Source organism: Streptomyces anulatus, from assembly GCF_000721175.1.
Lineage (GTDB): Bacteria > Actinomycetota > Actinomycetes > Streptomycetales > Streptomycetaceae > Streptomyces > Streptomyces anulatus_C.
The window spans coordinates 82,869-96,010 of record NZ_JOEZ01000006.1 but is presented as its reverse complement, the minus strand read 5'-3'; the positions used below and the strand labels follow the sequence as shown (position 1 = coordinate 96,010).

9 protein-coding genes are annotated in these 13,142 nt (G+C 74.3%); 5 read left to right on the top strand and 4 right to left on the bottom strand.

The genetic code is table 11. From position 1 onward, the window contains the following. Positions 1–73: 73 nt before the first annotated feature. Together IG90_RS0107930 and IG90_RS0107925 are read right to left on the bottom strand one after the other, a co-directional pair. On the bottom strand, positions 74–1,786 hold the full coding sequence (locus IG90_RS0107930) for a peptidoglycan DD-metalloendopeptidase family protein (protein ID WP_030579635.1): 1,713 nt from the start codon (positions 1,784–1,786) through the stop codon (positions 74–76). Positions 1,787–1,991: 205 nt separating this feature from the next. Then, positions 1,992–2,909 (bottom strand): lipase family alpha/beta hydrolase, encoded by a 918-nt coding sequence (locus IG90_RS0107925; RefSeq protein WP_030579632.1) that lies wholly within the window; start codon positions 2,907–2,909, stop codon positions 1,992–1,994. A gap of 361 nt (positions 2,910–3,270) precedes the next feature. Between IG90_RS0107925 and icmB the strand changes: the two genes are divergently transcribed. Next, positions 3,271–3,684, top strand: coding sequence for a coenzyme B12-dependent isobutyryl CoA mutase small subunit (gene icmB / locus IG90_RS0107920; protein ID WP_003966859.1), 414 nt, complete (start codon positions 3,271–3,273; stop codon positions 3,682–3,684). A gap of 254 nt (positions 3,685–3,938) precedes the next feature. Here the strand turns inward: icmB and IG90_RS0107915 are convergent, their stop codons facing one another. Together IG90_RS0107915 and IG90_RS0107910 are read right to left on the bottom strand one after the other, a co-directional pair. After that, a complete protein-coding gene (locus IG90_RS0107915; protein WP_030579629.1) occupies positions 3,939–5,612 on the bottom strand; it encodes a DUF5691 domain-containing protein in 1,674 nt (557 codons plus the stop codon). Between the two features lie 248 nt (positions 5,613–5,860). After that, the gene (locus IG90_RS0107910) at positions 5,861–7,270 is read right to left on the bottom strand and encodes an SWIM zinc finger family protein (protein WP_051860059.1); all 1,410 of its coding nucleotides are present in this window, start codon (positions 7,268–7,270) and stop codon (positions 5,861–5,863) included. Positions 7,271–7,421: 151 nt separating this feature from the next. Here IG90_RS0107910 and IG90_RS0107905 point away from each other — a divergent pair, with 151 nt between their 5' ends. The 4 genes from IG90_RS0107905 to IG90_RS0107890 all read left to right on the top strand — a co-directional run bounded on the left by IG90_RS0107905 (position 7,422) and on the right by IG90_RS0107890 (position 12,902). Next, a complete protein-coding gene (locus tag IG90_RS0107905; RefSeq protein ID WP_030579623.1) occupies positions 7,422–7,886 on the top strand; it encodes a hypothetical protein in 465 nt (154 codons plus the stop codon). Positions 7,887–8,029: 143 nt separating this feature from the next. After that, positions 8,030–9,154 (top strand): ATP-binding protein, encoded by a 1,125-nt coding sequence (locus IG90_RS0107900; protein WP_030579621.1) that lies wholly within the window; start codon positions 8,030–8,032, stop codon positions 9,152–9,154. Between the two features lie 23 nt (positions 9,155–9,177). After that, complete coding sequence (locus tag IG90_RS0107895; protein ID WP_051860063.1) at positions 9,178–11,583, top strand: DUF5682 family protein; 2,406 nt, start codon at positions 9,178–9,180, stop codon at positions 11,581–11,583. Next, positions 11,580–12,902 carry a VWA domain-containing protein gene (locus IG90_RS0107890; RefSeq protein ID WP_030579615.1) on the top strand — a complete coding sequence of 441 codons (1,323 nt, stop codon included), beginning with the start codon at positions 11,580–11,582 and terminating at the stop codon, positions 12,900–12,902. Before IG90_RS0107895 ends, IG90_RS0107890 begins: the two co-directional genes overlap by 4 nt. Positions 12,903–13,142: the final 240 nt, after the last annotated feature.

The window sequence follows — 13,142 nt, the reverse complement described above, 5'->3', positions numbered from 1 at the left end:
AGAAGGGGGGCCGAGGCCCCCCTTCTCCGCGTCCGTCTTTGCGCTCGTCTTCGCGTTCTCTTCTTCGCGTTGGTCAGGTCGGGTTGACGCCCTTGCTGCGCAGCCACACCAGCGGGTCGATCGCCGAGCCGCCGCCGGGCCGGACCTCGAAGTGCAGGTGCGGACCGGTGGAGTTGCCCGAGTTCCCGGAGTACGCGATGACGTCACCGGCCTTCACCGGGCCCGAGCGGATCCTGGTGCTGCTGAGGTGGCAGTACCAGGTCTCGGTGCCGTCGGCGGCGGTCACGATCGCCATGACCCCGTAGGCGCTGTTCAGCTGGGTGCGCACGGTGCCGTCGGTCGCGGCCATCACCGGAGTGCCGTACGAGACGGGGAAGTCGATGCCCGAGTGCACGGACATCCAGTTGACGCCCGCCTGACCGTAGTAGGCGCTGAGCCCGTGCTGATTGACCGGCAGGACGAACTTGGGTCGCAGCGCCTCACGGCGTGCGGCCTCCTCCTCGCGCTTCTTCTTCTCCGCCGCCTGGCGTTCCCGCAGGTCGATGCGCTCCTGGGTGCGGCTCGCGCGCTCACGGAAGTCGTCGCTGCCCTCGGAGAGCTGCTCCAGCTGGCTGTCCAGCCGGTTGTTCGCGGCGACCGGCTGGACCGTGCTGGGGTCGGCGACCGCCAGCGAGGTGGTCGTCTCGTCCTGCTTCTCCTCGCCGCCGGGCATCCCGCTGACCGAGGCGGCGGCGATGCCCGCGACGCTCATCACGCAGGCGGAGGGCACCGCGACGGTCAGCAGGGCGGAGCGCTTGGCGGGAGTACGCCGCCGGGCCCGGTTCCGGTTGCGGGCGGCGGGGGGACGGACGGCAGTGCGGTTCACGGGGGGCGGGGCGGCGAAGTCGTCCCCGGCGTCCGGCTCCGGTGCGAGGGCGGCGAACGCGGCGGTGGAGGACGGGTCGGCCTCCGGCTCCCCGGCCGTACCGTCCGGCTCGGGCGACGCCTCGGGCGCCGTCGTGTCAGCCGACTGCTGTTCGTACAGCGGGTACGACGTCTGTTCGGGTTCGTACGCGGATTCCCCGGGCGTGGCGCCCGAGTTCCACGCGGTCGCGTCGTAGGCGCCCGTGTCGTACGCCCCTGTGCCGTAGGCGCCGGTGGTGGCGTACGTTCCGGTGTCGTACGAACCGGTGTCATGTGTGCCGGTGCCGGTGCCGGTGCTGGTGCCGACGACGGCCGCGGTGCCGTACGCGCCGGTCGGATACGCGCCGGTCTCGTAGGCGTCCGCCCCGTGGGTGCCGGTTCCGTATGCGGTGCCGGCCGGGTACGTACCGGTCTCGTGGACGCCCGTCTCGTACGTCCCGGTGCCGTACGCCTCCGTGGCGTACGGGGTGTCCGTGCCGTACGGGGCGGCGGGGAAACCGGTGGTGGGGAACGCACCGGTGTCGGCGGTCGCCCACTGGCCGGTCAGGTCCTGGTCGGTGACCTGCTGCCAGGCCCCGGAGGTGTCCCACTGCTGCGGGGCCTGCTCCTGGGCGGCGTAACCGTCGTGGGCGAGGGTCTGCTGCGGGCCGGTGTTCCACGCGGAGGAGTCGTACCGGCGGCTGTGGTCCGGCTGTCCGGTCGCGTACGTGGTGTCGTGGCCGGCGCCGTAGGTGGTGTCGCCGTATCCGGCGGCGGGGTGACCCGTGTCGTAGCCGGCGTCGTGGCCGCCCGGAAGGGAGCCGAAGAGCGGGTCGGTGTCGAAGCTGCCGGTCGATCGGTCGTCGTACCCGACGTGCCCGGCGTGGGGGTGCTGGTCGTTCACCAACTTCTCTCTCGCCTCGGCAGCAGGACTGTTCTGGGTCCCGTTCAGGGGGGTCCCAGGGGGAAGCAGTGGCCGCGACTGTACCCGGCGGTATGTGAGGACGACAATCTTCGACAGGTTTTGCCTTCGCAGGAAACGGGCAATCGACCGTCTTTCGGTGGACGGCAGACGCAGCCTTGGCCCTACGTTCGAGTGATGTTCTATTTCAGGCCACGGAAGCCGCTCCGTCGGCGGGCGTTGCGTCCTCTCCTGCCTCGGGCGTGTCGAGAGCCTCACGGATCGCGGCGGCCACCGTCGGGTGCACGGGCAGTGCCAGGTGCCCGATGCCGGTGACGCGTACGTTCACCGCGTCGAGGTCGGGGTGGTCGACGCACGCCGTCTCGATGGGGACCATCACCTGGTCCAACTCGCTCCAGAAGCTCACGAACCGGGTCCGGCACCCGGGGGTGGGGGCGCGCAGCTCCTCGATCACGGAGGAACCGCCGCGCATCTGCCGCACGATGGGGTGAACGCCCGCCCCGGGGGCGACGGCGGTGCCTCCGTGCGGGGTCCCGAGCGTCACCAGGGTGCGGACCCGTCGGTCACCGCCGAGTCGCTGTACGTAGTACCGGGCGATCAGGCCGCCGAGGCTGTGTCCCACGATGTCGACGCTGCTGTGTCCCGTGCGCGCGCAGATCTCCTCCACGTGCCGCCCGAGCAGTTCGGCGGCGGTGCGGATGTCGTTGGTCAGCGGGGAGTAGTTGAGGGACTCCAGGTGGCGATGGCCGTGCCGGGTCAGCGCGCGGCGCAGGACGACGAACACGGAGCGGTTGTCGATGAAGCCGTGCAGCAGGACGACGGGCGGCGCGGTGGCGCCGGTGACCGGCAGGGAAGTGGCCGTGGGCGGTGCGGCCTCGCCCGGGTCCGGGTCCGGGTCCGGGCTGCCGGTGTCGGTGCTCGTGCCGGTGTTCGTCGGTCGGGTCGGTGGGCGGCGCTCAGGGGTGAGGCCGAAGGGGTAGACGACCAGGTGCCCGGCGAGGACGACCAGCTCCAGCGCGGTGGCGCCGAGCAGGGCGGACGACAGCCGGGGGACCGGCAGACGGGGGAGGCGGGGCAGCAGGGAGAGGAGAGGGAGGAGCTTCACGGCCGACCTCCTGCACTGGCGTAAGGGGGAGGCGGCTCCCGTCCCCGTATGCCCTCATGGGGTGTCGGCACGAGCGCCGCGGGCCGGTGGGGCCGGACGGCGACGGCGGCCGTACCACCGTGCCGTGCGGCTGGCGGCGCGGTGGTACGGCGACCTCGTTGCGGCTCCCCTGGGGGTGTCTCGCGCCGGGCCCCGCGCGGCCGGAACACCGCGAAGGACGGGGAACGACGCCTGGCGAACATGTCCCACATGTGATTTCCCCCTCCCCGCCTGCCGCGAAACAGCGGCTTGCGGGATGCTGTGGATAACGTTCGTTCACATCCCCGGCCCTTCAGGCACGGGAGACCAGGTGGAGGCAGTGATGGGTGTGACCGGTCCGATCCGTGTGGTGGTGGCCAAGCCGGGACTCGACGGCCACGACCGCGGGGCCAAAGTCATCGCGCGGGCGTTGCGGGACGCCGGTATGGAGGTGATCTACACGGGGCTCCACCAGACGCCCGAGCAGATCGTCGACACGGCGATCCAGGAGGACGCCGACGCCATCGGCCTCTCGATCCTCTCCGGGGCGCACAACACGCTGTTCGCCAAGGTGATCGAGCTGCTGAAGGCCCGGGAGGCGGAGGACATCAAGGTGTTCGGCGGCGGGATCATCCCGGAGGACGACATCGCACCGCTGAAGGAGCTGGGCGTCGCGGAGCTCTTCACCCCGGGGGCGACGACGACCGAGATCGTCACCTGGGTCAACGCGAACGTCCGCCAAGCCGCCCAGGCCTGAACGCCGGCCCCGGGGGCGGGCCCGCTGCGTACCGGGCCGACGCGGGCGGCGGCGGTCTCCGTCCCCGCGCCCGGTCGCCGGAACCGCCTCCGGTGCGGAGCCGGGTCGTCGCGACCGCTCACGTCGCGCCGCTTCCGTCCCGCCCGGCCGCTCGTCCCGGCCGCGTCGCCCGTCGCGCCTGCCGCTCGTTCCGGCTGCGTCGCCCGTCGCGCCTGCCGCTCGTTCCGGCGGCTCGTCCCGGCTGCGTCGCCGCGTCAGGCCATCAGCTCCGCCTCCATCGCGGCGCGCAGCCGCAGGGTGGAGACCAGGCGCTGGAAGGCCTCCGACCAGTAGCCGCCCGCCCCCGGTGACGCCCCCTCCTGCTCGTCCTGCGCGGCCGTCAGGACCTCCAGCCGGTCGGCCTCGGCCGGATCCAGGCAGCGTTCCGCGAGGCCCATCACTCCGCTGAAGCTCCACGGATAGCTCCCGCCGTCCCGCGCGATGTCGAGTGCGTCGACCACCGCACGCCCGAGCGGCCCGGCCCAGGGGACCGTGCACACCCCGAGCAGCTGGAACGCATCCGACAGGCCGTGCGCGGCGATGAACTCTGCGACCCAAGAGGCCCGTTCGCCCTGGTCCAGGATCGCGAGGAGCTTCGACCGCTCGGCGATCGAGCCCGTCCCCGGGCCGCTCGCCGACGGCGCCGAGGGGCGCCCGAGCAGGGCCCGGGCCCACCGGGGATTCCGCTGCCGCATGGCCGCCCGGCACCACGCGGTGTGCAGCTCCCCGGCCCAGTCGTCGGCGACGGGCAGGGCCACGACCTCCTCGGCCGGGCGCCCGCCGAACCGCTCCTCCCAGACACCGAGCGGGGTGGCCTCCACCAACTGTCCGAGCCACCATGACCGTTCACCCCGGCCCGTCGGCGGGACCGCGGCGACGCCGTCGCGCTGCATCCCCGCGTCGCACTCGTGCGGCGCCTCCACGGCGATGGAGACGACGTCCCCCGTACGGTCGGGGCTGACGCAGGACATCGCGCGGTCCGCCATCCGCCCGGCGAGGGCCGACGCGGGCAGGGCGGACAGCAGTTCGGCGGCGGTGGCGCGGACATTGCGGCTGCGGTCGGACAGGGCCTGCTCCAGGAACGGCTCGTCGTCGCCCCCGAGCCCGGACCGCAGGGAGTCCAGGAACATCAGCCGGTCCTCCGCCCGTTCGGCCGACCACGTGGTGGCGAGCAGGGCGAGCCCGGCGGGCGGATCCTGCGCCCGTACGGCGTCGAGCAGCGCGACCCGCTCCGCGAACAGTCCCTCCTCCCACAGCCGGCGCACCGCGTCCGGGTCCTTGGTGTCGGGCTGGAGCGCGCCGCTCGCGGAGCCCCGCAGGGCGAACTTCCAGTCGGGATTCAGCCCGGCCAGCCACAGACCGCGCGGCCCGGCGAACGCGAGCGCCTGCGGGCGCAGGTCCGTACGGGCGCGGGCGGCGTCCAGGAGCGGCGGCAGCAGGGCCGCCGGGGCGCGGAATCCCTGCCGGTTGGCGGCGGCCAGCCACTGCGGGATGAGCTCGGTGAGGTCGGGCGTGGCCCCGCGCCGCCCGCCGCCCGAGGGCGCGGCACGGTCGGCCAGCAGATGGGCGAGCCGGTGCCGGGCGGCCTCGGGGAGCGCCGGGCGCGGATCCGGGACGGCGGGCTCGGGCCGGGCCTCGGGCACTGCGGGCAGCAGCCCGGCCCGCTGCCGCACGGTGTGCAGCGCGGCGGCGTCCAGCAAAGCCGCGGGAGCATCGGTGGCCGGTACGGGGTCGCCGTGTGGCGTCGGAGGCCGGCGGTCGGTGCCCAGGAGCGCCGAGGTGACCAGCTCCTCCCAGGGCACGGAGCCGACGTATGCGGAATCGGAGGCGGAAGTGGCGCTGGGGTCGGTGGTGGGGTCGGTGGTGGTGGGGCTGGTCGTGCGAGGCATCTTTCCCCTCCAGTGGCAGGGCTGGGCGGATGTCGGACGGGGGGCGGACCGGGATGGGGGGCGGGAACGGCGAGCAGCGGGCAGCGGGCGGCAGTGGGTCGGCGGTACGCGCCCTAGGGGGCGGACGTCGGGCGGTCGGCGCACGCGAGGGCGCCGCGGGCCGGGCGCCAGAGGCTGGGCGGGCCGGGCCCGGGCGTCGGGGCGTGCCGGGCCGGCGGGGCGGGCCGTCTGGTCGCCTGGCCTCCGGGTCAGACCAACTGGACGACCGCCCCGCCCGTGGTGCGCCCGTCCTCCTCCCTCTCGCCCGGGTCCCAGGCCGCGAACGGGTCGAAGCCGCGGTGGCCGATCTCGCCGAACACGGTGACCGGGCCACCGCCGGACAGTGCGACGAGCTTCCACAGGCCCGGCCGGGACAGCGCGGCCGGGGCGATCGGCAGCGCGGAGTCGGCGTGGGCGTCGGCCACCTGCCAGCCGTCCTTCGACGGCACGGGTATGACGTCGCGCAGGGTGACCGGGCAGCCGTCCAGCCAGGGGTCCTCCGTCAGGGCGGTCCCGTAGGCGGCGGGTGCGTCCGCCGCGGCGATCCCCGGCGGGGGCCCGGCCGGGGCCGTGACCCCGAACTGCTCGCCCAGCTCCGCACGGAGCTGCCCGCCGCCCGGATACGGCGTCAGCTCGGCGTCGACCGTCGCGCCCACCGGCAGCGCCTGCGCCGGGGACCGGCCCGCCGCGCCGAACGAGAGCAGCAGAGCGGTGCGGCCCGAATCCCGCCCGTACAGCCAGATCCGCCGGGTGACGATCTTGCCGTCCGGGGTGTCGTACTGCGCGAGGACCAGCCAGTGGTCCCGGACCGGGGCGCCTTCGGCGGACATCGGCAGTCCCACCCTCGTCCGCACGGTCGCGGCCAGCGGCTCCGGCAGCCGCTCCCTGCCGAGCCAGGCCGTGTCCAGCAGATGGAGCAGGCCGCACTCCTCCAGCAGCCGGACCGGCCAGCCGGGACCGGACCCGGTGATCGCGCCCAACTCCCGCACCCGGGACGCGAGGCCGGGGGCCTGGGCGTCGACCATGCGGGCCGCGGTCTCCTCCCACAGGCCGTATCCCGAGCGGTCGGTCGCGGCGAGCCCGCCGCGCAGCAGGTCCGCCAGGCGCTGTTCCAGCTCCCGGGCCCCGTCCGTGACCCGCTCGGCGCGGCGCTCCGCCCGCTTCCTGGCGGCGGCGGGGTCGGCCGGCCGCCGCGCGGTGTCGCCGCCCGACGAGGCGCGGGCCCTCTCCGCCGCGCGTCCGCGCCGGCCCTCGATCCACGCAGAGGCCCAGTCGGCCGGCTCGCCCGGCCGGAACGCGGCGGCGTCGGACGCCCGGAGCAGCAACAGCCCCAGCGCGTGCTTGCACGGGAACTTCCGGCTCGGGCAACTGCAGGAGTAGGCCGGGCCGGTGGTGTCGACCACCGTTCGGTACGGCGTGCTCCCGCTCCCCCTGCACAGCCCCCACACCACACCGCCCGTGGCGTCGCGGCCCGTGCCGGTCCACGGGCCGGCCGCGCCGAGTCGCGTACCCGCCTTGCGTGATGCGTCGTCAGGAGCCAGTGCCAGCACCTGCTCCACCGACCAGCGCGCCACCGGTCCGCCGGTGGGCGAGGGTTCTCCCCCGTGAGATAGCAGCATGTCCCCGACGGTAGGGGGCGCCACTGACAGTCCCCTCCGACCTGCGGAGCAGCCGCCCCGAGGAGGATTTGACTCCGCCGTCCGTCTGCGCTTCTCTGCGGTCTCCGCTTACGGAACAGATCCGGGCGGACCGATCCAGGGGGGACCCCAGATGAACCGCACCATCCGCACCACACGGACCGCCGGAACCGCCCGCCCCGTACGTACCATTGCCTGTGCCCTCGCGATCACCGGCCTCGTGCTCGGGCTCGGCGCCTGTTCGGCCGAGTCGGTGGACGAGGCGGTCGGCAAGGCGGTCGACACGACCGTGGACGAGACGTACGAGGTCACGTACGAGGTCACCGGCACGAGCGTCGACGAGATCACGTACCACGGGGGCGGCGGCGAGGCCTTGGAGCCCGAGCTGGAGACCGTCACCTCGCCGACCCTGCCGTGGAAGAAGACCGTCGAGCTGCGCGGCATCATGCCGCCCGCCGTCATGCCGATGGCCCTGGACGCGGGCGGCGCCGACGTCACCTGCACCATCACCTACAAGGGTGAGGTCATCAAGGAGGCGAAGGGGGAAGGCATGCTCACGGCGGGCGGCTGCGTCGCCGTGTCGCCGATCGTGGGCTGACCGGGTCGACCGGGGGCCGATCGGGCTGACGGGGCTGGCCCTGTTCGCTCGTGAAACGGGTCCTGACCTGCGGTCAGGACCCGTTGTCAGTGGCATGGTGCACCGTGGAACCACATCAGGTCGACCGATCTGGAGGGGGATCCATGACCGTGCCCGAAACCACCGCGGCCGTCGAGCCGGAGGCGGGCGCCGAGGCGCTCCGCCCGCACGCCGAGGACGCGTTCGCCGACGAGCTGAAGGCGCTCACAGCCGCCGACGACCGGCCGAGGCCGGCCCGTTGGCGACTGTCGCCCTGGGCCGTCGCCACCTATCTGCAGGGCGGGACCCTGCCGGACGGCACGGTGATCACGCCGAAGTACGTGGGCCCGCGCCGCCTGGTCGAGGTGGCCGTGACCACGCTCGCCACGGACCGCGCACTGCTCCTGCTCGGCGTCCCCGGCACGGCCAAGACCTGGGTGTCCGAGCACCTCGCCGCCGCCGTCAGCGGCGACTCGACGCTGCTCGTGCAGGGCACCGCGGGGACGCCCGAGGAAGCCGTGCGCTACGGGTGGAACTACGCCCAGCTGCTCGCCCACGGGCCCAGCCGCGACGCCCTGGTGCCCAGTCCGCTGATGCGGGCCATGTCCGAGGGCATGACCGCCCGGGTCGAGGAGCTGACCCGCATCCCCGCCGACGTGCAGGACTCGCTCATCACGATCCTGTCCGAGAAGACGCTCCCCGTTCCCGAGCTGGGACAGGAGGTCCAGGCCGTCCGCGGGTTCAACCTCATCGCCACGGCCAACGACCGGGACCGCGGCGTCAACGAGCTGTCCAGCGCGCTGCGCCGCCGGTTCAACACCGTCGTGCTGCCCCTGCCCGCCACCCCGGACGCCGAGGTCGACATCGTGTCCCGGCGCGTCGACCAGATCGGCCGTTCGCTCGACCTGCCGGCGGCGCCGGAGGGCCTGACCGAGATCCGGCGCGTGGTGACGGTCTTCCGCGAGCTGCGCGACGGGGTGACCACCGACGGGCGCACCAAGCTCAAGTCCCCCACCGGCACGCTCTCCACCGCGGAGGCGATCTCCGTCGTCACCAACGGCCTCGCCCTCGCCGCCCACTTCGGCGACGGCGTTCTGCGCCCCGGCGACGTCGCGGCCGGCATCCTCGGCGCGGTCGTCCGGGACCCCGCGGCGGACCGGGTGGTCTGGCAGGAGTATCTGGAGACCGTGGTCCGCGAGCGGGACGGCTGGAAGGACTTCTACCGCGCCTGCCGCGAGGTATCCGCATGACGTGCCCCGCCGGGACGGCCACGATGACCGGGACCGGCCCGACGACCGGAGCGGCCGGGTCAGGGTCATGCGCGGCCGTCGGGCCCTGGCTCCTGGGGGTGCGGCACCACGGCCCCGGGTCCGCCCGCGCGGTCCTCGCCGCGCTCGCGGCGGCCCGCCCGGCCGCCGTCCTCATCGAGGGGCCGCCCGAGGGCGACGCGCTGCTGCCCCTCGCCGCCGACCCGCAGATGCGTCCCCCGGTCGCGCTGCTCGCGCACGCCGTGGACGACCCGGGGCGGGCCTCCTTCTGGCCGATGGCCGCGTTCTCGCCGGAGTGGGTGGCCATCCGCTGGGCCCTCGCCCACGACGTCCCGGTCCGCTTCATCGACCTGCCCGCCGCCCACTCCCTCGCGCTCAAGGAACCCGCGCCGGGCCCTGGGAGCGACGGGGCGCCGGGGGAGCGGGCCGAGGACGAGGTCACGCCGGTCGTCGACCCGATCCGGGTGCTCGCCGAGACCGCCGGACACGACGACCCCGAGCGCTGGTGGGAGGACGTCGTCGAGCACCGCGCACCGGGCGGCGGAGTACCCCCCGACGGAGGAACACCCACCGGGAGGACGCAAGGCGACGCGCTGGCGCCGTTCGCCGCGCTGGCGGAGGCCATGACCGCGCTCCGCGAGGCGTACGGCGACGGCGGGCAGCCCCGGGACGCGGTGCGCGAGGCCTACATGCGGATCCAGCTGCGTACCGCACGCAAGGAGTTCGGTGACGACGTCGCCGTCGTCTGCGGCGCCTGGCACGTCCCCGCTCTCGCCGCGCGGACCACCCTCGCCGCCGACCGCGCCCTGCTCAAGGGCCTCCCGAAGGTCAAGGCCGGCCTGACCTGGGTGCCCTGGACCCACCGCCGGCTGGCCCGGCACAGCGGTTACGGCGCCGGGATCGACTCACCCGGCTGGTACGGGCACCTCTTCGACGTGGCCGACCGGCCGATCGAGCGATGGATGACCAAGGTCGCCGGACTGCTGCGCGACGAGGACCGGTCCGTCTCCACCGCCCATGTCATCGAGGCCGTCCGGCTCGCCGAGACCCTCGCCGCCCTCCGGGGCCGGCCGCTGGCCGGTCTGGGCGAGACGACCGACGCGGTGCGGGCCGTCATGTGCGAGGGGTCCGACGTTCCGCTCGCCCTCGTCCGGGACCGGCTGATCGTCGGCGAGACCCTCGGCGAGGTGCCGGACGCCGCCCCGGCCGTCCCGCTGCAACGGGACCTGACCCGCAGCCAGCGCACCCTCCGGCTCAGACCGGAGGCGTCGGAACGCGAGCTGGACCTCGACCTGCGCAAGGAGACCGACGCCGCCCGCAGCCGCCTCCTGCACCGGCTGTGCCTCCTCGACGTCGGCTGGGGCGACCCGGTCGCGGGGCGCGGCGGCACCGGCACCTTCCGGGAGAGCTGGCGGCTGAGCTGGGAGCCGGAACTGCACGTCCGGGTCGCGGAGGCGGGCGTATGGGGCACCACGGTCCTCACCGCCGCCACCGCGAAGGCCGAGTCGGGGGCCGTGGCGGCGACCGCGCTGGCCGACGTCACCGCACTCGCCGAACGCTGCCTCCTGGCCGGACTCCCCGACGCGCTGCCCGTCGTGATGAAGGCCCTCGCCGACCGGGCCGCACTCGACGCGGACGTCGGCCACCTCGCGGACGCGCTGCCCGCCCTGGCCCGCTCCCTGCGGTACGGGGACGTGCGCTCCACGGACACGGCGGCGCTCGCGGAGGTCGCCGCCGGGCTCGCCGAGCGGATCTGCGTCGGCCTGCCGCCCGCCTGCACCGGCCTCGACGCCGACGGGGCCGAGGCACTGCGCCGTCAGGTGGAGGCCGTGCACGGGGCGATCGGGCTGCTGCTCGCCGGAGCGGCCCCCGCCGAAGGGCTGCGGGAGCGCTGGGACGCCGTTCTGCACAGGCTGGCGGTCCGGGACACGGTCGCCGGGATCATCCGGGGCCGGGCCACCCGGCTGCTCCTGGACGAGGGACGGCTGGCGGAGGACGAGGCGGCCCGGCTGATGGGCCTGGCGCTCTCGCCCGGCACCCCGCCCGCCGACGCCGCCGCCTGGATCGAGGGGTTCGTCGGCGGTGCGTCGGGCGGCGGCATGCTGCTGGTCCACGACGAGCGGCTGCTCGGCCTCGTCGACGCCTGGCTGACCGGTGTCCCCGCCGAGATGTTCACCGATGTGCTGCCACTGCTGCGCCGCACGTTCTCCGCGTACGAACCGGGCGTACGGCGCTCCCTGGGCGAGCTGGTCCGGCGCGGACCCGCCCCCGAGGGAGCACGCAGGGGTGACGCGGGCCGGGTGCCCGGGGGCTTCGGACCCGGTCTCGACCGGGCCAGGGCCGACGCGGTGGAGCCGGTGCTGCGCCTGTTGCTCGGCCGCCGCCCCGAGCCCGTGGAGACCGCCGGATGACGACGACCACGACGACGGACCCGGACCCGGTGCACCCGGACCCGACGGGGGAGACGATGGAACGGACAGAACGGACAATGGCGACGGCGCAGACCTCGCTGGTCTCGCAGGCCGTGCGGCCCACCACCCCGCCCGCGCCCGACGCCGAACGACTGCGGCGCTGGCGGATGGTGCTCGGCGCGGACAGCGCCGACAGCACCGGGTGCGTCCTCACCGGCCAGGACGCGGCGATGGACGGTGCGTTGAACGCGCTGTACGGCGGGGGCGCCGGGAAGAAGCCCGGCGTCCGGAGCCCCGGTGGCCGTTCGGCGGGACTCGGCGCGTCGGCGCCCTCCGTCGCCCGCTGGCTCGGCGACATCCGGACGTACTTCCCCAGCTCCGTGGTCCAGGTCATGCAGCGCGACGCGATCGACCGGCTCGGCCTGGCGGCCCTGCTCCTGGAGCCGGAGATGCTGGAGGCGGTCGAGGCGGACGTCCACCTCGTCGGCACCCTGCTCTCGCTCAACAAGGCGATGCCCGAGACGACGAAGGAGACCGCACGCGTCGTCGTCCGCAAGGTCGTCGAGGACCTGGAGAAACGCCTGGAGAGCCGCACCAGGGCCACCCTGACCGGCGCCCTGGACCGCTCGGCGCGGATCAGCCGGCCGCGCCACCGCGACATCGACTGGAACCGCACCATCCGGGCCAACCTCAAGAACCACCTCCCCGTCCCGGGCGACGCGGAGGGGAGGGGCACGATCGTTCCCGAGCGCCTCATCGGCTACGGACGCGCCGCCCGGTCCGCCAAGAAGGACATCATCCTGTGCATCGACCAGTCGGGCTCGATGGCCGCGTCGGTCGTCCACGCCTCGGTCTTCGGCGCGGTGCTCGCCTCCATGCGCACCCTGTCGACCCGGCTCGTCGTCTTCGACACGGCTGTCGTCGACCTCACCGACCAGCTCGACGACCCCGTCGACGTCCTCTTCGGCACCCAGCTCGGCGGCGGCACCGACATCAACCGGGCGCTCGCCTACTGCCAGTCGAGGATCACCCGCCCCGCGGACACCGTCGTCGTCCTCATCAGCGACCTCTATGAGGGCGGCATACGCGACGAGATGCTCAAGCGGGTCGCCGCGATGAAGGCCTCCGGTGTGCAGTTCGTGACGCTGCTCGCACTCTCCGACGAGGGCGCGCCCGCGTACGACCACGAGCACGCGGCGGCGCTCGGAGCGCTGGGCGCACCCGCGTTCGCCTGTACGCCGGACCTCTTCCCGGACGTCATGGCGGCGGCGATCGAGAAGAGGCCACTGCCCGTACCGGACAAGGAGACCCAGCAGTAACCAGGGATCTGCGTGCCCCCCCACGCGCGCTCGTGCCGATCCGGACCCTTCCGGCTCCCGGCGAACCCGTCCGGGAGCCGGAGGGGGCCACCCTCTGTGACCGTTATCACCGCTCAGGTGTGATCTGCGATTTAGGGACACACGGAGCGCGGGGATAACCTGCCGGATGGACATGCCGCGTACTCGGACACCGTGTACGCCTCCCTAGTGACAGAGCAGTCACGTTGCCCATCGCGGCAC

Excerpts from the sequence above, each read along its gene's own strand:
- icmB (WP_003966859.1), top strand. The coding sequence starts at position 3,271 with ATGGGTGTGACCGGTCCGATCCGTGTGGTGGTGGCCAAGCCGGGACTC.
- IG90_RS0107915 (WP_030579629.1), bottom strand. The coding sequence starts at position 5,612 with ATGCCTCGCACGACCAGCCCCACCACCACCGACCCCACCACCGACCCC.
- IG90_RS0107910 (WP_051860059.1), bottom strand. The coding sequence starts at position 7,270 with ATGCTGCTATCTCACGGGGGAGAACCCTCGCCCACCGGCGGACCGGTG.
- IG90_RS0107905 (WP_030579623.1), top strand. The coding sequence starts at position 7,422 with ATGAACCGCACCATCCGCACCACACGGACCGCCGGAACCGCCCGCCCC.
- IG90_RS0107900 (WP_030579621.1), top strand. The coding sequence starts at position 8,030 with ATGACCGTGCCCGAAACCACCGCGGCCGTCGAGCCGGAGGCGGGCGCC.
- IG90_RS0107895 (WP_051860063.1), top strand. The coding sequence starts at position 9,178 with ATGACCGGGACCGGCCCGACGACCGGAGCGGCCGGGTCAGGGTCATGC.
- IG90_RS0107890 (WP_030579615.1), top strand. The coding sequence starts at position 11,580 with ATGACGACGACCACGACGACGGACCCGGACCCGGTGCACCCGGACCCG.